This is a genomic window from Massilia frigida (assembly GCF_011682175.1).
Taxonomy (GTDB): domain Bacteria; phylum Pseudomonadota; class Gammaproteobacteria; order Burkholderiales; family Burkholderiaceae_D; genus Telluria_A; species Telluria_A frigida.
In genome coordinates this window covers 203355-222765 of record NZ_WHJG01000007.1, presented here as the reverse complement: position 1 = coordinate 222765, position 19411 = coordinate 203355, and the positions used below count along the sequence as shown (strand labels likewise).

Below are 19411 nucleotides of genomic sequence, written 5' to 3'. Positions count from 1 at the left end.
ATTCCTTTGTTGCATTGCCGCGAACTGTATTGTTTGCGCCACCGATACGGTTGGCGGGTTTTGCGATTTGTGTATATGTGCCATAGTTGATCTGCTGACTATTATTGCATCATCATTTTGCCAACTGGTAAATAATTTTTTTGCTTGTAAAAATTCTTGGAGAGTCGCATGAACGAGTCCAGACCAGAATCGATGTCGTCGTTTTGGATGCCATTTACGAATAACCGCGACTTCAAGGCCAACCCGCGCCTGCTGGTGTCGGCCGAGGGGATGTACTACAAGGATGTCGACGGCAATAGCGTGCTCGACGGCACCGCCGGCCTGTGGTGCGTGCCGTGCGGGCATGCGCAGCCGAAGATCGTCGCCGCCGTGCGTGAGATGGTCGGCCAGCTCGACTTCGCACCCACCTTCCAGATGGGCCACCCGGCCGCGTTCGACCTCGCTGAAAAGCTGATGGACTACACCGGGCGCCGTTTCGGCCACGTGTTCTATACCAACTCCGGTTCGGAAGCGGTGGACACGGCGCTGAAGATGGCGCTGGCTTACCACCGCGCGCGCGGCGAAGCGGGGCGCACGCGCCTGATCGGGCGCGAACGCGGTTATCACGGTGTCGGTTTCGGCGGCATTTCGGTCGGCGGCATCGGCGGCAACCGGCGCACCTTCGGGCCGCTGCTGCCGGGTGTCGACCATTTGCCGCACACGCACAACCTGGAAAAGAACGCCTACTCGCGCGGCGAGCCCGAACACGGCGCCAACCTGGCCGATGAACTGGAACGCATCGTCGCGCTGCATGATGCGTCGACCATCGCCGCCGTCATCGTCGAACCGGTGGCCGGGTCCACCGGCGTGCTGATTCCGCCAAAAGGATATCTGAAGCGCCTGCGCGAACTGTGCACCAAGCACGGCATCCTGCTCATTTTCGATGAAGTCATCACCGGCTTCGGGCGCCTGACCACGCCGTTCGCGTACGATTATTTCGGCGTCGAGCCGGACATGGTCACTTGCGCCAAGGGCCTCACCAACGGCATGGTGCCGATGGGCGCCGTCTTCACCAAACAGCATATCCATGATGCCTTCATGGATGGCCCGGCCGGCATTGAGCTGTTCCACGGCTACACCTATTCGGGCCATCCGCTCGCCTGCGCCGCCGCCCTGGCCACGCTGGAAGTGTTCGAGGAACAGAAAATCCTCGACAACGCCAAGGCCGTGCAGGAATACTGGACCGACGCGGTGCATTCGCTCAAGGGGCTGCCGCACGTGATCGATATCCGCACGATCGGGCTGGTGGCCGGCATCGAGCTTGCCGCCATCGATGGCAAGCCTGGCGCGCGCGCGTTCAGCGCCTTCAAGAAGGCGTTTGCCGATGGCGTCCTGATTCGCACGACGGGCGACATCATCGCCCTGTCGCCACCGCTGGTACTCGAAAAGAAGCACATCGACGAGTTGTTCGGCAAGCTCGCTACCATCCTCAAAAACCTGGACTGACGCCATGAGCAATCTCGATACAAAGTTGGACACAATCGCCCACTTCATCAACGGCAGCAAGGTCGATACGGCGAGCGGCCGCTATGCCGATGTCTTCAACCCTGCCATGGGCGAGCCATGCGCGCGGGTCGCGCTGGGCACGTCGGATGATGTGGACGCCGCCGTCGCTGCGGCCGCTGCGGCGTTTCCGTCATGGTCCGCCACGCCGGCGCTGACGCGCGCGCGGGTCCTGTTCAAGTACCTGCAACTGTGCCAGGCGCATACCGACGAATTCGCGGCCATGCTCACGCGCGAACATGGCAAGACGTTCTCGGACGCCCAGGGCGAAGTGGCGCGTGGTATCGAGATGGTGGAATTCGCGGTCGGTATTCCGCAACTGCTCAAGGGCGAATTCACCGACCAGATTTCGCGCGGCATCGATGCCTGGTCGATGCGCCAGGCGCTTGGCGTGGTGGCGGGCATCACGCCGTTTAACTTCCCGGTGATGGTGCCGATGTGGATGTTCCCGGTGGCGATCGCCTGCGGCAATACCTTTGTGCTCAAACCGTCCGAGCGCGATCCGTCGGCCTCGCTGCTGCATGCGCGGCTGCTCCAGGAAGCGGGCCTGCCGGACGGCGTGTTCAACGTGGTCCAGGGCGACAAGGTCACGGTCGACGCGCTGCTCGATCACCGCGATGTGCAGGCGATCAGCTTCGTCGGCTCGACCCCGATCGCCGAATATATCTACGCGCGCGGCAGCGCAGCCGGCAAGCGGGTGCAGGCGCTGGGCGGGGCCAAGAACCATATGGTGGTCATGCCCGACGCCGACATGGACATGGCCACCGACGCCCTGATCGGCGCCGCTTTCGGTTCGGCCGGCGAGCGCTGCATGGCCATTTCGGTTGTGGTGGCGGTGGGTGATGCCGGCGACAAGCTGATTGGCGAATTGGGCAAACGTACCGCCGCGCTCAAGATCCGCGATGGCATGGCCTCCGATGCCGAAATGGGGCCGGTCGTCAGTGCGGCGGCCAAGGAGCGCATCGAGCGTTTGATCGGCGAGGGCGTGGAGCAGGGCGCGACGCTGGTGGTCGATGGGCGCAACTGCAAGGTGGCGGAACGCGAGAACGGCTTTTTCGTGGGCGGCACGCTGTTCGATCACGTGACGCCCGATATGTCGATCTATAAGGAAGAGATTTTCGGGCCGGTGCTGTGCGTGCTGCGCGCGCCGGACGTGGCCACGGCGGTCAACCTGATCAACGCTAACGAGTACGGCAACGGCGTGGCGATCTACACGCGCGACGGCGGCACGGCGCGCGAGTTCGTGCGCCAGATTCAGGTGGGGATGGTGGGGGTGAACGTGCCGCTGCCAGTGCCAATGGCGTTCAACAGTTTCGGTGGATGGAAGCGCAGCATGTTCGGCGACCATCATGCGTATGGACCGGAAGGCGTGCGCTTTTATACGCGGCACAAGGCGGTGATGCAGCGCTGGCCGAACACGGCGAGTGCTGGCGTGGAATTTGCTTTTCCACAGATGAAGTAGACGCCCCTGTAAGCGGGTGATGCGTACGGTTAGCCGATAAACCGTTCCCGCCTGCGCGGGGGCGACGGCTATGAGGTTAGCGTCGAACCCTCCGCAAAGTGGGTGAACTTATTACAAAAACAGGGATGTAAAATGATCGAATCTCTCAAACACCTGCCGCATGCGGCCGGCTCCAGCAGCGCACTGGCCGAACAGTTCACCGATCTCGCGCCGGCGCTGACCGAGCGCCAGGCCGCCATCGAAAGCGCGCGTTGTCTGTACTGCTACGACGCGCCGTGTACCCGCATCTGTCCATCCGAGATCGACGTGGCCAGTTTTATCCGCAATATCCATGACAAGAACATCAACGGTGCGGCGGCGGGCATCCTCAAGCAGAACATCCTGGGCGGCAGCTGCGCCCGCGTGTGTCCCACCGAGATCCTGTGCGAAGACGCCTGCGTGCGCAATCACGACGAGGAAGGCCAGCCGGTCAAAATCGGCTTGCTGCAGCGGCACGCGCTCGATCACGCCTCCTTCAAGTCCTATCCCTTCCAGCGCGCCGAACGCACCGGAAAGAAGATCGCGGTGGTCGGCGCGGGTCCCGCCGGGCTGTCGTGTGCGCACCGCCTCGCCATGCTGGGCAACGACGTCGTCATCTACGAGGCGCGCGAAAAATCCGGCGGCCTGAATGAATACGGCATCGCCAAGTACAAGCTGACCGGCGACTTCGCCCAGCGCGAGGTCGAGTTCTTGCTCGGTATCGGCGGCATCGAAGTCCAGCACGGCCGCACCCTGGGGGTGAACCTGCAACTGCACGAACTGCACGCCCAGTACGATGCCGTGTTCCTGGGCCTGGGCCTGAACGCCAGCCGCCAGCTTGGTTTGACGGGTGAGAACGCGCCTGGCCTGATGGCGGCGGTCGACTACATCGCCGACCTGCGCCAGGCGAGCGACCTGGCGGCGCTGCCGGTGCCCGCGCGCGCCATCGTCATCGGCGCCGGCAACACGGCGATCGACATGGCGGTGCAGCTCAAGCGCCTTGGCGCGCAAGACGTGACGCTGGTGTACCGCCGCGGCTTCGAGTCGATGACCGCCACGCACCACGAACAGGATATCGCCAAGGCCAATATGGTGCGCATCCGCACCTGGGCGGCGCCGCTGGAAGTGCTGCTCGACGAGGTGGGCCGCGTGCGCGGAATGCGCTTTGAAGAGACGCGCCTCGACGATGGCCGCCTGGTCGGCACTGGCGCCTTCATCGAGATCTCCGCCGAAGCCGTGTTCAAGGCCATCGGCCAGAGCATCGACCCGGTGGGTTTGTCGGACGAGATGGCGCAGCAGATTACGCGCGAAGGCGACAAGATTCACGTCGATGCGCAGTTCCGCACGGCCCTGACGGGCATTTATGCGGGCGGCGATTGCATCGCGCCCGGGCAGGATTTGACGGTTCAGGCGGTCCAGCATGGCAAGCTGGCGGCGATGGCCATTCACAATGACATCCAATTCAAGGTGGAGGCTTCCCATGGCTGACCTGAGCATCGAATTTTGCGGCATCAAGTCCCCCAATCCGTTCTGGCTGGCCTCGGCGCCACCGACCGACAAGGCTTACAACGTGGTGCGCGCCTTCGAGGCCGGTTGGGGCGGGGTGGTCTGGAAGACGCTCGGCGAAGACCCGGCTGCGGTGAACGTGTCGTCGCGCTACTCCGCCTTGTACGGCAAGAACCGCGAGGTGATCGGCTTCAATAACATCGAACTCATTACCGACCGCTCGCTGGAGATCAACCTGCGCGAGATCACGCAGGTGAAGAAGGACTGGCCGGACCGCGCGATGATCGTGTCGCTGATGCTGCCGTGCGAGGAAGCGCTGTGGGCCGAGATTCTGCCCAAGGTCGAAGCGACCGGCGCGGATGGCATCGAGCTCAATTTCGGCTGCCCGCACGGCATGCCGGAGCGCGGCATGGGGGCGGCGGTGGGGCAGGTTCCGGAGTATGTGGAGATGGTGACGCGCTGGTGCAAGAAGCACTCGAAGCTGCCGGTGATCGTCAAGCTCACGCCGAATATCACCGACGTGCGCAAGCCGGCGCGTGCGGCCAAGGCGGGTGGGGCCGATGCGGTATCGCTGATTAATACGATCAATTCGATCACGCACCTGGACCTGGACCGCATGGTGGCGCTGCCGATCGTGGGCAACGCCAGTACGCACGGCGGCTACTGCGGCGCGGCGGTCAAGCCGATTGCGCTGAACATGGTGGCCGAGATCGCGCGCGATCCCGAGACGCACGGATTGCCGATTTCGGGCATCGGCGGCATCGGAAACTGGCGCGACGCGGCCGAATTCATCGCGCTGGGCGCAGGCTCGGTGCAGGTGTGCACGGCGGCGATGCTGCACGGGTTCCGGATCGTGGAGGAGATGAAGGACGGCCTGTCGCGCTGGATGGACGAGAAGGGGTACAAGACCATCGCCGAGTTTTCGGGCAAGGCAGTGCCGAATACGACGGACTGGAAATACCTGGACATGAACTACCAGGTGATCGCGCAGATCGATCAGGACAAGTGCATCAAGTGTGGCAAGTGCTACGTGGCGTGCGAGGATACCTCGCACCAGTCGATCGCGCAGCTGATCGACGCGGCGGGTGTGCGCACGTACGAAGTGATCAAGTCCGAGTGCGTTGGGTGTAATCTGTGCGAGATTACCTGTCCGGTGGAGGCGTGTATTACGATGGTGCCGCAACCGACTGGGAAGGCGTATATGAACTGGACCCAGGATCCGCGCAATCCAAGGGCCGAAGTCATCAGCTAACCGTCGTTCCCGCCTGCGCGGGAACGACGGTGCTAGCGTCCCGTGTCATCAATAGGAGAACACCACTGTGAGCAACGACCTGTCCGCCAACACGCAGCTCTGGAACGAAGACCTCGCGCCCACCTCCGACGCGCAGCGCACCTGGCGCTGGTATCACTTCGCCGCCCTGTGGGTCGGCATGGTCATGTGCATTCCGGCCTACACCCTGTCGGCCAGCCTGATCGAAGGCGGCATGTCCGGCTACCAGGCGGTGCTCACGGTCTTTATCGCCAACGCCATCGTGCTGCTGCCCATGCTGCTGATCGGCCACGCAGGCACCAAATACGGCATCCCTTACGCCGTGCTGGCGCGTGCCTCGTTCGGCACCACCGGCGCCCGCATTCCCGCCCTGATGCGCGCCATTGTCGCCTGCGGCTGGTACGGCATCCAGACCTGGTTCGGCGGCAGCATGATCTACACGTTGATCGGCGTGATGATGGGGGCCGAAATCGGCGGCGCCAAAATCGCGGGCCTCGGCATCAACGGCATGCAACTGCTGTGCTTTCTCGCGTTCTGGGCCATCCAGTTCTACTACATCGTGCACGGCATGGAATCGATCCGCAAACTCGAAACCTGGACCGCGCCGCTGAAGATCCTCATCTGCTTCGTGCTGCTTGGCTGGGTCTACAACAAGGCCGGCGGATTCGGGCCGCTGCTCGAACAGCCATCCCAGTTTGTAGAAGGCGGCAAGAAGGCGGGCCAGTTCTGGAGCACCTTCTGGCCGTCGCTCACGGCCATGGTGGGTTTCTGGGCCACGCTGGCGCTGAACATCCCCGACTTCACGCGCTTCGCCAAAACCCAGCGCGACCAGATTATCGGCCAGTCGGTCGGCCTGCCCGTGCCAATGGGGCTGCTGGCGGCGCTGGCCGTGATCGTGACGTCGGCCACGGTGGTTTTGTACGGCAAGGCGATCTGGGACCCGGTGGACCTGGCCAGCCGCATGACCGGCATCGCCGTGCTGATCGCGCTGATCGTGCTGCTGGTCGATACCGTCAGCGTTAACCTGGCCGCCAACCTGGTTGGCCCGGCCTACGATTTTTCGTCGCTGGCGCCGAAACACATCACCTACCGCGCCGGCGGCTACATCACGGCGGGCATCGCGCTGGTGATGATGCCGTGGAAGATCCTCGAATCGACCGAAGGCTATATCTTCACCTGGCTGATCGGCTACTCGGCGCTGCTCGGGCCCATCGCCGGCATCCTGATCATCGATTACTACTTCATCCGCAAGACCGAGCTCAATGTCGACCACTTGTACCGCGATGATGGCGTTTACTCGTACGGGAACGGCTGGAACATGGCCGCGATTGTCGCCTTCGTTCTCGGCGTGGCGCCGAATATCCCGGGCTTTCTGAATGCGGCCTTTCCGGCGTCGTTCCCGGACGTGGGCGCATTGTTCAAGACACTGTATACATATGCGTGGTTCGTCGGGATCGCCATTTCCGCACTGGTGTACGGCGTGATGATGAAGGGGAAGGCGCTGCCCACCCTCGGCACCGCGGCCCGCACCTGAGTATCTGTTTGCCCTACAGGAGAGATTTATGACCACGATTATCCGAGGCGGCACGGTCGTCAATGCAGACCGCGCGTTTCGCGCCGATGTACTCACCGACGGCGACAAGATCGTCGCCATCGGCGAGAAGCTCGATGCGCCCGCCAATGCGACGGTGATCGATGCCAGCGGCCAGTACGTCATGCCGGGCGGGATCGACACCCACACCCACATGCAGCTGCCGTTCATGGGCACCGTGACGGCCGACGACTTCTTTACCGGAACCGCCGCCGGCCTGGCGGGCGGCACCACGACCATCATGGACTTCGTCATCCCCAATCCGCAGCAATCCTTGCTGGAGGCGTACCACACGTGGCGCGGCTGGGCCGCGAAGTCCGCAGGCGACTATACCTTTCACGTGGCGGTGACCTGGTGGAGCGACAAGGTGCACGAGGAAATGGGCACGCTGGTGCGTGATCACGGCGTGAACAGCTTCAAGCACTTCATGGCATACAAGAACGCCATCATGGCGGACGATGAAACGCTGGTGCGCAGCTTCACGCGCGCGCTGGAACTGGGCGCGATTCCGACCGTGCACGCCGAGAATGGCGAACTGGTTTTCCAGCTGCAGCAGGACTTGCTCAAAAAAGGCATCACCGGCCCGAGCGCGCATCCGCTCTCGCGTCCTCCCGAAGTGGAAGCGGAGGCCGCCAACCGCGCCATTGCGATCGCCAATGTACTGGGAACGCCGGTGTACATCGTGCACGTGTCGTGTGCCGAGTCGCTCGATGCGATCGCGCGTGCGCGGGCCAAGGGCCAGCGCGTGTACGGCGAGGCCCTGGCGGGACACCTGGTGATCGACGACAGCGTGTACCAGAGCGCGGATCTGGAATTCGCGCGCGGACACGTGATGAGCCCACCGTTTCGCAGCAAGCACCATCAGGCCGCACTGTGGCAGGGCCTGCGCGGCGGGAACCTGCATACGACGGCGACCGATCACTGCACCTTTTGCGCGGAGCAGAAGGCGGCGGGGCAGGACGATTTCACCAAGATTCCGAACGGCTGCGGCGGCGTCGAGGACCGCATGTCGGTGGTATGGGATGCGGGCGTGAATTCCGGGATGCTGACGCCATCGGAGTTTGTGCGCGTGACGTCCGCGAACGCGGCGCAGATTTTCAATATGTACCCGCGCAAGGGCGTGGTAGCGGTGGGCGCGGATGCGGACCTGGTGGTGTGGGATCCGGAAGGCACGCGCACCATTTCGGCCAAGACGCAGTTTGCCAAAGGTGGGTTCAACGTGTTCGAAGGCCGCACCGTGAAGGGCATTCCTTCGCACACCCTGCATGCCGGGAACGTGGTATTCGCCAGGGGCGAGCTGCGTGCGGTGGCGGGCGCCGGGCGGCATGTGGATCGGCCTGCATTTACCAAAACGCATGCTTGAATAACGCCGATTGTCTCGGTGGCTGGCACGAAAACCTGGGTTCCCGCCTTCGCGGGAACGACGATGGAATTTTGGAGTGATCAATGAACGATCTGCGCATTAACGGCGAGCGCCTGTGGGCGTCGCTGATGGAACTGGCCAAAATCGGCGCCACGCCAAAAGGCGGCGTCAAACGCCTCGCTCTCACGGACCTCGACAAGCAAGGCCGCGACCTTGTCGTCGGCTGGGCGAAGGAAGCCGGCATGTCGATCACGATCGACCAGATCGGCAATGTCTTCATGCGCCGCGAAGGCCGCAATCCATCACTGCCGCCGATCATGACCGGCAGCCATATCGACACGCAGCCGACCGGCGGCAAGTTCGATGGCAACTATGGCGTGCTGGCCGGCCTGGAAGTCGTGCGTACCCTCAATGACCAGGGCATCGCTACCGAAGCGCCGGTCGAAGTGGCCTTCTGGACCAACGAGGAAGGCTCGCGCTTCGTGCCCGTGATGATGGGCTCCGGCGTCTTTTGCGGCGCCTTCAGCCTGGAGACGGCCTACGCGGCCAAGGACACCGAAGGCAAAAGCGTCAAGGACGAACTGGCGCGCATCGGCTACATGGGCGAGCAGGTCCCGGGCCAGCACCCCATCGGCGCTTACTTCGAAACGCATATCGAACAAGGCCCGGTGCTGGAAGACGCCGACAAGGTAATCGGCGTGGTGCCGGCGGTGATGGGCCTGTCGTGGTACGACTGCGTGGTCACCGGCATGGAGGCGCACGCCGGCCCTACGCCCATGGGCTTGCGCAAGGATGCGATGCAGGTCTCCACCTACATCATGCAGGAGGTGGTGAAGATCGCGAACCGCTATCCGCCGTATGGCCGTGGCACGGTCGGCATGGTGCAGGTATTCCCCAACAGCCGCAACGTCATTCCCGGCGAGGTCAAATTCAGCATCGACCTGCGCAACGTGAACGATGAACTGCTCAATACCATGCATGAAGAGATGCTGGCCTTTATCGACAAGACCCGCAGCGACTCCGGGCTGGCCATTTCGATCGAGCGCGTGTCGTACTATCCGCCTTGTCCGTTCCATCCGGACTGCGTGGGCGCGGTGCGCGAAGCGACTGCGAAACTCGGATACTCCACGATGGATGTGGTGTCCGGCGCCGGCCACGACGCCATCTACGCCGCCCGCCTGGCGCCCGCCGGGATGATTTTCGTGCCCTGCAAGGATGGCATCAGCCACAACGAAATCGAGGATGCCAAGTCCGACCACCTTGAAGCCGGTTGCAATGTGTTGCTGCACGCTATGCTGGAACGCGCGAAAATCGTGTCCTCATAATTTCACTTAAGAAATCGCGTCGGCGTACTCCTACCATCACGTACGGACTGTGCTGATTTGTACTTAGGATTTTGCTTGTTACGCTGTCCTTTTCCATGAGGAGGACAGTTCATGCGCGCTTTAACCTATCACGGGAGCAACGACGTCAAGGTTGATAACGTTCCCGATCCGATTTTGCAGGATCTGGACGACATCATCCTGAAAGTGACTGCCACCGCGATCTGCGGATCGGACCTGCACATGTATCGCGGGAAGATCCCGGCGATGAAAAGCGGCGATATCCTGGGCCATGAATTCATGGGCGAAGTCGTCGAGACGGGCCCCAATGTTACCAAGCTGCAGAAGGGCGACCGCGTGGTCGTGCCGTTCGTGATCGCGTGCGGCAGCTGCTTTTTCTGCAACATGGATCTGTACTCCGCATGCGAGACGACCAATCCCGATCGTGGCTCGATCATGAACAAGAAAAGCCTGCGCTCCGGCGCGGCGCTGTTCGGGTTCAGTCATTTGTATGGTGGCGTGCCGGGCGGGCAAGCCGAATACGTGCGGGTCCCGAAGGCGAATGTCGGCCCGATCAAGATTCCCCTGACCTTGGCCGACGAGCAAGTGCTTTTCTTGAGCGACATTCTGCCGACCGGTTACCAGGCGGTGCTCAACACGGGTGTCGGAAAGGGCGGCAGCCTGGCGATTTTTGGTGCGGGGCCGGTGGGGCAGATGGCGGCGGCCAGTGCGCGCATGCTGGGGATCGAGAAGATTTTCATGGTCGACCATCACGCGTTCCGGCTTGAATTCGCGCGCAAGACGTATGACGTCATTCCGGTCAATTTCGACGATTGCGACGCTGCGGAGTTCATCCTCGATCACACCGATGCGCGCGGAGTCGATGGCGTGGTGGAGGCGGTCGGCTTCGAGGCCAAGGGCAGTGCGGTGGAAACCGTCATGACCAGCCTGAAGCTCGAAGGCAGCAGCGGCAAGGCGCTGCGCCAGTGTATCGCCGCCGTGCGGCGCGGTGGGACTGTCAGCGTGCCTGGTTTGTATGCCGGATTCATTCACGGCTTCCTGTTTGGCGATATCTTCGAGAAGGGGATCGGGATCAAGGCCGGGCAGACGCACGTGCAGAAGCATATGCCGGAGCTGCTCAAGTTCATCGAGGAAGGCAAGCTGCATCCGAATGCGATTATCTCGCATCGCCTGAACCTGTCGCAGGCAGCGGAGGGGTACAAGATGTTCGATAAAAAAGAGGATGAGTGCCGGAAGGTGGTGCTGACGCCCTAATCGTCGTTTCTGCCACTGGCAGAACCGACTTCCCGCGCAGGGCTAGGCGCCCCCACGGCAACCCAAGTCCGTCGCGCAGTCGCCGACTAAACGAGCAAACTTGGGTTCCCGCCTGCGCGGGAACGACGATGCAAGGCTGCGCGGGAAGGATGCTATAGCAGGTTCTTCAAAAAATCGAGCAGCACCTGTGCCGCCAGTTCCGCATCATCGCCCGTCATCGTCTCCAGCCGGTTATGGCTGATTCCGCCGTTGCCGCACCGGGTAAACAACATCGCCACATCGGTCATCTTCGCCATCGCCATCGCATCATGCCCTGCGCCGGATGCGAGGTCATAACGCGGCAGGCCGGCGCGTTCGATTGCGTCGCCTAACTGGTCCATCAGCGCTGGCGCGCATGGCGCGGCTGGTGCCGACACGATCTGTTCAATCTCCACTTCCACATGCCGGCGCCCGCAGATCGCCTCGATGCCGTCCAATATCTCCTTGACGGCCGCGTGGCGCACAGCGTCGTCCGCAGCGCGGATGTCCAGCGACAGCTTGCAATGACCGGGAATCACATTCACCGATCCATTCGGCACCTGCAACTGTCCCACCGTACCCACCAGCGACCCGGCGCCGCTGCAACGCCGCTCCACCAGCAGCACGATCTCCGCCGCAGCAGCCGCCGCATCCTTGCGCATGTTCATGGGCGTGGTGCCCGCATGGCTGGCCAGTCCGGTCAGGTCGACCAGGTAGCGCGAGCTGCCGGCAATCGCCGTCACCACGCCCACCGCCAGTCCGCGCTCCAGCAGCACCGGCCCCTGTTCGATATGCACTTCCACAAAACCCAGCAGATCGGCCGGATTGCGCGCGACCGAGGCGATCGCGGCGGGATGGTGGCCAGCCGCCGTCAGTGCCTGCAACATGGTGACGCCGTCGGCATCGACCTGCTCCAGCAGCGCCATGTCGAACTGCCCGATCACCGCGTTACTGCCCAGGAAGGTACTGCGAAAGCGCACGCCTTCTTCCTCGGCGAAGCCGACCACTTCGAGATGATAGGGCAGGCGTTCGCCGCGCTCGTGCAGGTGGCGTACCACCGCAATCGGCAGCAGGATGCCGAGGCGCCCGTCGTACTTGCCGCCATCGCGCACGGTGTCGTAGTGCGAACCGGTCATCAGCGTCTTCGCATCGGGGTCAGCCGACAGATAGCGCCCAACCACATTGCCCACGGCGTCGATATAGGTTTCCATGCCGGCGTCGCGCATCCATTCGGCCAGTTGCGCCGCGGTGCGCTGGTGCACGCCGGTCATGTACGAGCACGTGAGGCCATCGTCCGCTTCGCTCCATGCGCCGATGGTCTCGGCCCATTGCATCACGGTGGGACCGAATACGGGCGTCAGCGTGAGCAGGTCGTTGATGCGCAATTCGGCGATGCGGTGAATCTGGCGCAGGCATTCGGCCATCTCGTCGGGGCGCTGGTTTTTCAGGCGCCGCGTGAAGGTGTCGATGATGGCACGGCGCGTCAGGCCGTTGCCGTCCGGGCCCTTGACCGCGAGGATGAACGGAAAGCCGAAGCGGGCGTTGTAGTCGGCATTGAGCTTGTGCAGGGTCGCGTATTCTTCCGCGCTGCACAGGTTCAGGCCGGACTTGGCCTGCTCATTGGTCGACTCCTGCGTCAGTTCACCCGCGATGGCGGCTTTGCCGGCCAGTTCGGGGTGGGCGCGGATCAGGCCAAGCTGTTCGTCCACGCTGGCTTTGGTCACCGCCGTTTGCAGCGCGTACTTGAGCGCCGCAACGGTGGCGAAAGGGCGCCCCGACAATGCGCGTTCCGGAATCCACGGCGAGTGTTCGTAAATGCCGTGCAGGGTGCCGACAAAGGCCGCCGCGTCGCAGCTGTTCAAATCCGTCAATGTAGTCATGTTATGGGTATTCCATCTTTGATGATCGATCATAAGCGCTGGCCGCTTTGCGACTATACGAGCCAGCTGATAACCGCTATCGCTACTTCTGTACCAGCGCCTTGGCCGCCGCGCTGACCTGGTCGCGCAGCCATTTGTGCTCGGGCGCCTGGTGCACACGTTCGTGCCACAGCTGGTAAAACCGCATCGGCGGGAATTTTACCGGCACTGTGAAGCTCTTGAGCGGCAGCGTCTTTTCGTAAAAACGCATGAACTGGCGGCCGGTGGTCAGTACCAGGTCGGTCTGCGTCAGCATATACGGAATCAGGCCGAAATAGGCCGATTCCACCGCCACCGTGCGCTGCATGCCCTGGCGTTCGAGGAAGGAGTCGATCACGCCGTGGTAACCGGGCAGCATCTGCGATGGCGCCACGTGGGGCAGGGACAGGTAATCCTCGATCGTCATCGCATCGCTGGCGGTGCGTTTGGCGTACGGGCTGTCGGCGCGCATGGTGCAGATGATCGGGTCTTCGAACAGCTTGGAGATGTGCAGGTGCGCCGGTGGCTCGTCCCAGTTGGCGATGACGAGATCCATGTCGCCGTCCGACAGCATGCGGATGTAATCGACGCCGCCGCCCAGGCTGTGGATCACCACGCGGCTGTTGGGCGAACCGCGCCGCAGCGCCGCCACCACGTTCGGCAAAAACTGGCTGTCGAGGTAATCCGGCGCGGCGATGTGGAAGGTGCGCGCTTCTTCTTGCGGCACGAAGGGCGACTTCTTGACGAACAGGCTCTCGGTTTCGTCGAGGATGCGCTTGGCCGGCTTGAGCAGGCTTTCGCCATGCTGGGTCGGCACCATGCCGCGCGCGCCGCGCACCAGCAGCGGGTCGCCGGTCAGTTCGCGCAGTTTGCGCAGCGATGCCGAAATCGAGGGCTGCGGCTGATTAAGCTTGAGCGCCACGCGCGAGACGTTTTTTTCGACCAGCAGCAGGTACAAAATGCGGATCAGGTGCAGGTCGAGATGTTGGGGAAGGCTGGACATCGGTATGTATATGAATTCGAGTATGTCGAATATACGCCATATTTCATGTTGTGGCACTTGAATCAGTTTATCGTGGGTAAAATCGCGCTACTATCGCCGCAGCCCACGCAACAAGGAACCCCCATGGAAGTGTTCGGATACCTGATCCCCTACGGCCTCGAATGGCTCAACCTCATTGTGCGCTGGCTGCACGTGATCACCGGTATCGCCTGGATCGGCGCCTCGTTTTACTTTGTCTGGCTGGACAACACCATCCGCCCCCCGGCGCCGGGTTCCGACCTGGCCAAGAAGGGCGTGTCGGGCGAATTGTGGGCGGTGCATGGCGGCGGCTTCTACAACCCGCAGAAATACCTGGTTGCGCCGGCGGAACTGCCGAAGGAACTGCACTGGTTTAAGTGGGAAGCCTATTCCACCTGGCTGTCCGGCATCGCGCTGCTCACCATCGTCTACTACTTCAATGCGCAGGCGATGATGGTCGATAAGGCCGTGGCGGACCTCAGTTCGTGGCAGGCGATCGGCATCGGCATCGGTAGCCTGGTTGTCGGCTGGACGGTGTACGACCTGCTGTGCCGCTCCCCGCTAGGCCAGCGCGACCTGCCGTTCGGGATCGTGATGTTCCTGTTCCTGGTCGCCAGCGCGTATGTGCTGAACAAATACCTGAGCGGGCGCGCGGCCTACATCCACGTGGGCGCCATGATCGGCACCATGATGGTGGCCAATGTGCTGATGCTGATCATTCCGGGGCAGCGCAAGATGGTGGCCGCGATGATGGCGGGCCAGAAGCCGGACCCGATTCACGGCCTCAAGGCCAAGCAGCGCAGCGTGCATAACAACTACTTCACCTTGCCGGTCCTGTTCATCATGATCAGCAATCACTACGCCATGACGTACCGCCACGAGCATGCGTGGGCGGTGCTGGCCGGGATCATGGCGGCGGGCGTGTTGATCCGCCACTTCTTCAACCTGCGCCACAAGGGCCGCGTGGAATGGAAGTATCCGGCGGCCGGCGTGGCGCTGCTGGCGGCGGTGGCCATTGCGATCGCGCCCAATGCGCCAGCGGCTTCCGTTGCCGGCGCCGATCCGGCGGCGCAGTTCGCGCAGGTGCAGGCCATCATCACGCAGCGCTGCGCGACCTGCCACGCCGAGCATCCGACCCAGCCCGGGTTTGCCAGCGCACCGGCCGGCATCATGCTGCACAACGCGGGACTGATTCATCAGAACGCAGCGAAAATTTACCAGCAGTCGGTGCAGCTCAAGGCCATGCCGATCGCGAACCTGACCAACATGACCGATGCCGAGCGCGCGCAGGTCGCCGCGTGGTTCGAAGCCGGCGCTAAATAGGAAGAACAGGAATGACAATGCAAGCACAAGAAAAACTGATCGACTGGATCGACGCCCATTTCGACGAACAGGTGGCGTTTTTGCAGCAAGTGATCCGCATCCCGACCGACACGCCGCCGGGGAACAATGCGCCGCACGCGGACGCCGTGGCCAGCATGGTGGACGCATTCGGCTGGAGCGCCGAGAAGCATGCGGTGCCGGCGCAGGCGGTGCGCGACTACGGCATGGCGAGCATCACCAACCTGATCGTGCGCCGGCCGTATGCGGCGGGCGGGCCGACCATCGCGCTCAATGCGCATGGCGACGTGGTGCCGCCGGGCGAAGGCTGGGTGCATCCGCCGTATGGCGGCGTGGTCGAAGATGGCTTTATTTACGGGCGCGCGGCGGCGGTGTCGAAGTGCGATTTTTCGACGTATATTTTTGCCGTGCGCGCACTGGAAGCGCTGGGCGTGCCGCTCAAGGGCGGCCTTGAACTGCATTTCACCTACGACGAGGAATTCGGCGGTTTGCTGGGGCCGGGCTGGCTGCTCGAACAAAAGCTGACCAAGCCCGATTTCGTCATCGCGGCGGGCTTCAGCTATAACATCGTCACGGCGCATAACGCCTGCCTGCAGCTGGAAATTACGGTCCATGGCAAGTCGGGGCATGGCGCCATGCCGGAGACCGGGCACGATGCGCTGCAGGCTGCAACGCGCATCCTGAATGCGATTTACGGGCAGCTGCCGGAACTTAAGAAAATCAAGTCGAAGGTGGCGGGTATCGATTCGCCGACCATGCTGGTGGGCCGTATCGATGGCGGCACCAATACCAACGTGGTGCCGGGGAAGGTCGTGATGAAGATGGACCGCCGCATGATTCCGGAAGAAGATCCGGTCGCGGTGGAGGCGCAGGTGAGGGCGCTGATCGAAGATGCCGTGCGCGGCGAGCCGGGCATCCGGGTCGAGATCAGGCGCTTGCTGCTGTCGCATGCGCTGCGGCCGTTGCCGGGGTCGGACAAACTGGTGGCGAGCCTGCAGAAAAATGGCAAGCAGGTGATCGGCGAGGAAATTCCGGCGCAGGGTACGCCGTTGTATGCCGATGCGCGTTTGTATGGGGAGCATGGGATTCCGGCCGTGCTGTATGGCGCGGGGCCGCGCACGGTGCCGGAGTCGAATGCGAAGAAGGCCGATGAACGCCTGGCGCTGGAGGATTTGCGCAAGGCCACCAAGGTGGTGGCGTTGACGTTGCTGGATTTTCTTGCGGTGTCGGATTAGGCCATCGCCGTCCATAACGTCGTTCCCGCCTGCGCGGGAACGATGGAGCTAGCGGGAACGACGGAACTAGCGGGAACGGCGGTATCCTCGCGTTACTTCAACGTCCGCTCAAACAGCTGGTAAATCCGGCGATACTGGTCGTACCAGCTCTCCGGCTGCACGAACGCGTGGCGTTCCAGCGGATAGCTGGCCAGTTCCCAGTGATCCTTTTTCAGCTCGATCAGGCGCTGCGCGATGCGCACCGAATCCTGATAGAACACGTTATCGTCCACCATCCCATGCGAGATCAGCAGGTTCCCGCGCAGCTTGTCGGCGTATTCGATCGGCGACGACTTGCGGTACGCCTCCGGATCGAGATCCGGCGTATTCAAGATGTTCGCGGTGTACTCGTGGTTATAAGTCGTCCAGTCGGTTACAGGCCGCAGCGCCGCGCCCGACTTGAACATCTCCGGTTCGCGCATCAGCGCCATGAAGGTCATGAAGCCGCCATAACTGCCGCCATACACGCCCACGTTTTTCAGGTCGCCCTGGTGGTTCGCCGCCATCCAGTTGACGCCATCGACGTAATCCTCCAGCTCCGGATAGCCCATCTGGCGATAGATCGCGGTGCGCCAGGCGCTCCCGTAGCCTCTGGATGCGCGGTAGTCCAGATCGAGCACGATGTAGCCCTTTTCGACCAGCAGGTTGTGGAACATCTGCTCGCGGAAGTACACCGGATAGCGCTTGCTCACATTTTGCAGGTAGCCCGCGCCGTGCACGAACATCACGATTGGATACTTCTTGCCCGGTTCCAGATTCGCCGGGCGATACAGCTTGCCCCAGATCTGGCCCGCGCCTTTGGTCGACGGCACGGCAACGTACTGCGGCTCGATCCAGCTGCGTGCCCTGAAATCAGGCGAGCGCGTATCGGTCAGCTTGACCGGTGCGCCGCCACTGGCAGCGACGGTCGCCAGCTGCGCCGGCATGTAGCTCGACGAATAGTGCACCAGCAGCTTGCGTTCATCCGGCGAGAGCGCAAACTGCTCCACGCCTTCGAGCGCCGTCACTTCGCGCAGCTTGGCATCAACGGCCGAGACCGAGCACACTTCATACGTACCCGGGTTCTTCGGGTTGCACATCATGAAAGCCGTGCTGCCATCGGCCGACCACTGGATGCGGGTCGCTTCCCACTTGCCCTGCGTGAGCGCGCGCGTCTTGCCGTCGCTGGCGCGGGTGTACAGGTGCGCGTAGCCGCTTTCTTCGGACAGGTACCACAGCGTGCTGTTATCGGGCAGCCAGCCGAATTCGTTGTTGCCCGAGTTGACCCAGGCGTTGTCGGTGACGCGGTGGACCGGCTTGAGCGTGGCGCCGGCCAGGTCGACGGTGGCGATCCAGCGGTCCTTGTTGTCGGCGGCGCGCAGCATCACCGCCAGGCCGGTACCGTTGCGGTTCCATTCGACGGCGGCGCCGTCGTCGTCCACGCGTACCACGCGGTTGCCTTTCAGCTCAGGCAGTTTTTGCGCCTTGCGCAGGTCGGCCAGCGGATCGACGCCGATGCCGGGCAGGTTGTCGAAGGACAGCTCGCGCATCTCGCGCGTGGCCAGGTTGACCAGCTTGAGCGTGTGCGACACCGGTGCGTTGCGGCCCACGCGCGGACGCTGGTCGTCGAATTCTTCGTAGCCCGATTCGGTCACGTAGCGCGGCAGCTTGCCGATGCGGCCCTTGTCGGTGGCCTTTGGCGCGGTCACCAGCAGCAGCCAGCGGCCATCCGGCGACAGCGCGCTGCCGTCGATGACGACTTTATCACCCAGGTAGATCGGCGCCGGTGCGCGCGTGGGATCGGCGCGGCGTTCCTGTTCGACGCGCTCGCGCCCCGCGTCGCGGTCGTCCTTCTGGCGCTTGAGCGTGGAGATCAGGCGCAGTTGCAGGTCGCGCAGGTTGTCGGCATCCGGCGCGGCGTCCGGGTCCTTGGTGGCGCGCGCCGCGGCCAGCGGTGAGATCAGGCGGTCGGCGCGGTTCCAGCCGAGCCATTCGTGGCCCACGCGGAACTGCACGCTGAGGCCATCGGCGGCGTATTGGGGCGCGGCCAGGCCGCTGCTGCCGCGCGTGATCTGGGTCAGCGCGCCGCTTTTGAGGTCGCGTTCGAACAGGTCGCCGTTGCGCAGCATGATCGAGCGGGTGCGCGCGCGGTTGTAGATGACCTTGTCGCTGTCCAGGTTGGCCAGTTCGGCGTCGCCCACCAGGCGTGGTTTTCCGGGCGCGCCCTGGTAGATGTCGCGCAGTTGGGAACCGGTGCGCTTCTGTTTGTAAAACACCTGCTTGCCGTCCCAGCTCCACCAGGCGGTTTCCGCCGGCGTGCCGATCCAGTCGGGGTGGGCCATCGCCTGGTCGAGGCTGATGGGCGTGGCGGCGACGGCGGGGATCGCCCACATCGCGGCCAGGAGGGGAAGGATAAATAGGCGCATGGTAAATACAGTTCGAGAGGAAATGAAAGGAAATGCGAGAAGTTGCAGGATCGCATTCTAGCGCAGGCGCGGCGGGGTGTGGGCGGCTTGTCGGTCGCGCGTTTT

At 63.0% G+C, this 19411-nt stretch carries 13 protein-coding genes; 10 read left to right on the top strand and 3 right to left on the bottom strand.

Annotated elements, in window-relative coordinates; translation table 11 throughout:
- Positions 1 to 168 precede the first annotated feature (168 nt).
- The 8 genes from aptA (at position 169) to F2P44_RS09865 (ending at position 11349) form a co-directional block, all read left to right on the top strand.
- Positions 169 to 1485, top strand: coding sequence for an omega-aminotransferase AptA (gene aptA, locus F2P44_RS09900; protein ID WP_167086527.1), 1317 nt, complete (start codon positions 169 to 171; stop codon positions 1483 to 1485).
- A 4-nt stretch (positions 1486 to 1489) separates the two neighbouring features.
- A complete protein-coding gene (locus F2P44_RS09895; protein ID WP_167086526.1) occupies positions 1490 to 3004 on the top strand; it encodes a CoA-acylating methylmalonate-semialdehyde dehydrogenase in 1515 nt (504 codons plus the stop codon).
- Positions 3005 to 3136: 132 nt separating this feature from the next.
- Positions 3137 to 4510, top strand: a complete 1374-nt coding sequence (locus tag F2P44_RS09890) for an NAD(P)-dependent oxidoreductase (RefSeq protein WP_167086525.1) — start codon at positions 3137 to 3139, stop codon at positions 4508 to 4510.
- Positions 4503 to 5780: an NAD-dependent dihydropyrimidine dehydrogenase subunit PreA gene (preA, locus tag F2P44_RS09885; protein WP_167086524.1), complete on the top strand. Its 1278-nt coding sequence runs from the start codon at positions 4503 to 4505 to the stop codon at positions 5778 to 5780. Before F2P44_RS09890 ends, preA begins: the two co-directional genes overlap by 8 nt.
- 67 nt (positions 5781 to 5847) lie before the next feature.
- Positions 5848 to 7332: an NCS1 family nucleobase:cation symporter-1 gene (locus F2P44_RS09880; RefSeq protein WP_167086523.1), complete on the top strand. Its 1485-nt coding sequence runs from the start codon at positions 5848 to 5850 to the stop codon at positions 7330 to 7332.
- A gap of 28 nt (positions 7333 to 7360) precedes the next feature.
- Positions 7361 to 8752 (top strand): dihydropyrimidinase, encoded by a 1392-nt coding sequence (gene hydA, locus F2P44_RS09875; protein WP_167086522.1) that lies wholly within the window; start codon positions 7361 to 7363, stop codon positions 8750 to 8752.
- Between the two features lie 83 nt (positions 8753 to 8835).
- Entirely contained in the window at positions 8836 to 10077 is a 1242-nt protein-coding gene (locus F2P44_RS09870) for a Zn-dependent hydrolase (protein WP_167086521.1), read from the top strand.
- A gap of 111 nt (positions 10078 to 10188) precedes the next feature.
- Positions 10189 to 11349 carry a zinc-dependent alcohol dehydrogenase gene (locus F2P44_RS09865; protein WP_167086520.1) on the top strand — a complete coding sequence of 387 codons (1161 nt, stop codon included), beginning with the start codon at positions 10189 to 10191 and terminating at the stop codon, positions 11347 to 11349.
- 152 nt (positions 11350 to 11501) lie between these two features.
- On the opposite strand, the gene F2P44_RS09860 is transcribed toward F2P44_RS09865, so the two are convergent.
- Both F2P44_RS09860 and F2P44_RS09855 read right to left on the bottom strand, forming a co-directional pair.
- On the bottom strand, positions 11502 to 13247 hold the full coding sequence (locus F2P44_RS09860) for an allantoate amidohydrolase (protein ID WP_167086519.1): 1746 nt from the start codon (positions 13245 to 13247) through the stop codon (positions 11502 to 11504).
- Between the two features lie 82 nt (positions 13248 to 13329).
- Entirely contained in the window at positions 13330 to 14268 is a 939-nt protein-coding gene (locus F2P44_RS09855) for a LysR substrate-binding domain-containing protein (protein WP_054266540.1), read from the bottom strand.
- 123 nt (positions 14269 to 14391) lie between these two features.
- On the opposite strand from F2P44_RS09855, the gene F2P44_RS09850 reads away from it, so the two are divergent.
- On the top strand, positions 14392 to 15609 hold the full coding sequence (locus F2P44_RS09850; RefSeq protein ID WP_167086518.1) for a urate hydroxylase PuuD: 1218 nt from the start codon (positions 14392 to 14394) through the stop codon (positions 15607 to 15609).
- An 11-nt stretch (positions 15610 to 15620) separates the two neighbouring features.
- Positions 15621 to 16862: a M20/M25/M40 family metallo-hydrolase gene (locus F2P44_RS09845; RefSeq protein ID WP_167086517.1), complete on the top strand. Its 1242-nt coding sequence runs from the start codon at positions 15621 to 15623 to the stop codon at positions 16860 to 16862.
- A 92-nt stretch (positions 16863 to 16954) separates the two neighbouring features.
- Here F2P44_RS09845 and F2P44_RS09840 read toward each other — a convergent pair whose 3' ends face one another.
- A complete protein-coding gene (locus tag F2P44_RS09840) occupies positions 16955 to 19306 on the bottom strand; it encodes a S9 family peptidase (RefSeq protein WP_167086516.1) in 2352 nt (783 codons plus the stop codon).
- Positions 19307 to 19411: the final 105 nt, after the last annotated feature.

What these genes read in the sequence shown, in the direction of transcription:
- aptA (WP_167086527.1), top strand. Translation starts at nt 169, where the DNA reads ATGAACGAGTCCAGACCAGAATCGATGTCGTCGTTTTGGATGCCATTT.
- F2P44_RS09895 (WP_167086526.1), top strand. Translation starts at nt 1,490, where the DNA reads ATGAGCAATCTCGATACAAAGTTGGACACAATCGCCCACTTCATCAAC.
- F2P44_RS09890 (WP_167086525.1), top strand. Translation starts at nt 3,137, where the DNA reads ATGATCGAATCTCTCAAACACCTGCCGCATGCGGCCGGCTCCAGCAGC.
- preA (WP_167086524.1), top strand. Translation starts at nt 4,503, where the DNA reads ATGGCTGACCTGAGCATCGAATTTTGCGGCATCAAGTCCCCCAATCCG.
- hydA (WP_167086522.1), top strand. Translation starts at nt 7,361, where the DNA reads ATGACCACGATTATCCGAGGCGGCACGGTCGTCAATGCAGACCGCGCG.
- F2P44_RS09870 (WP_167086521.1), top strand. Translation starts at nt 8,836, where the DNA reads ATGAACGATCTGCGCATTAACGGCGAGCGCCTGTGGGCGTCGCTGATG.
- F2P44_RS09865 (WP_167086520.1), top strand. Translation starts at nt 10,189, where the DNA reads ATGCGCGCTTTAACCTATCACGGGAGCAACGACGTCAAGGTTGATAAC.
- F2P44_RS09860 (WP_167086519.1), bottom strand. Translation starts at nt 13,247, where the DNA reads ATGACTACATTGACGGATTTGAACAGCTGCGACGCGGCGGCCTTTGTC.
- F2P44_RS09855 (WP_054266540.1), bottom strand. Translation starts at nt 14,268, where the DNA reads ATGTCCAGCCTTCCCCAACATCTCGACCTGCACCTGATCCGCATTTTG.
- F2P44_RS09850 (WP_167086518.1), top strand. Translation starts at nt 14,392, where the DNA reads ATGGAAGTGTTCGGATACCTGATCCCCTACGGCCTCGAATGGCTCAAC.
- F2P44_RS09845 (WP_167086517.1), top strand. Translation starts at nt 15,621, where the DNA reads ATGACAATGCAAGCACAAGAAAAACTGATCGACTGGATCGACGCCCAT.
- F2P44_RS09840 (WP_167086516.1), bottom strand. Translation starts at nt 19,306, where the DNA reads ATGCGCCTATTTATCCTTCCCCTCCTGGCCGCGATGTGGGCGATCCCC.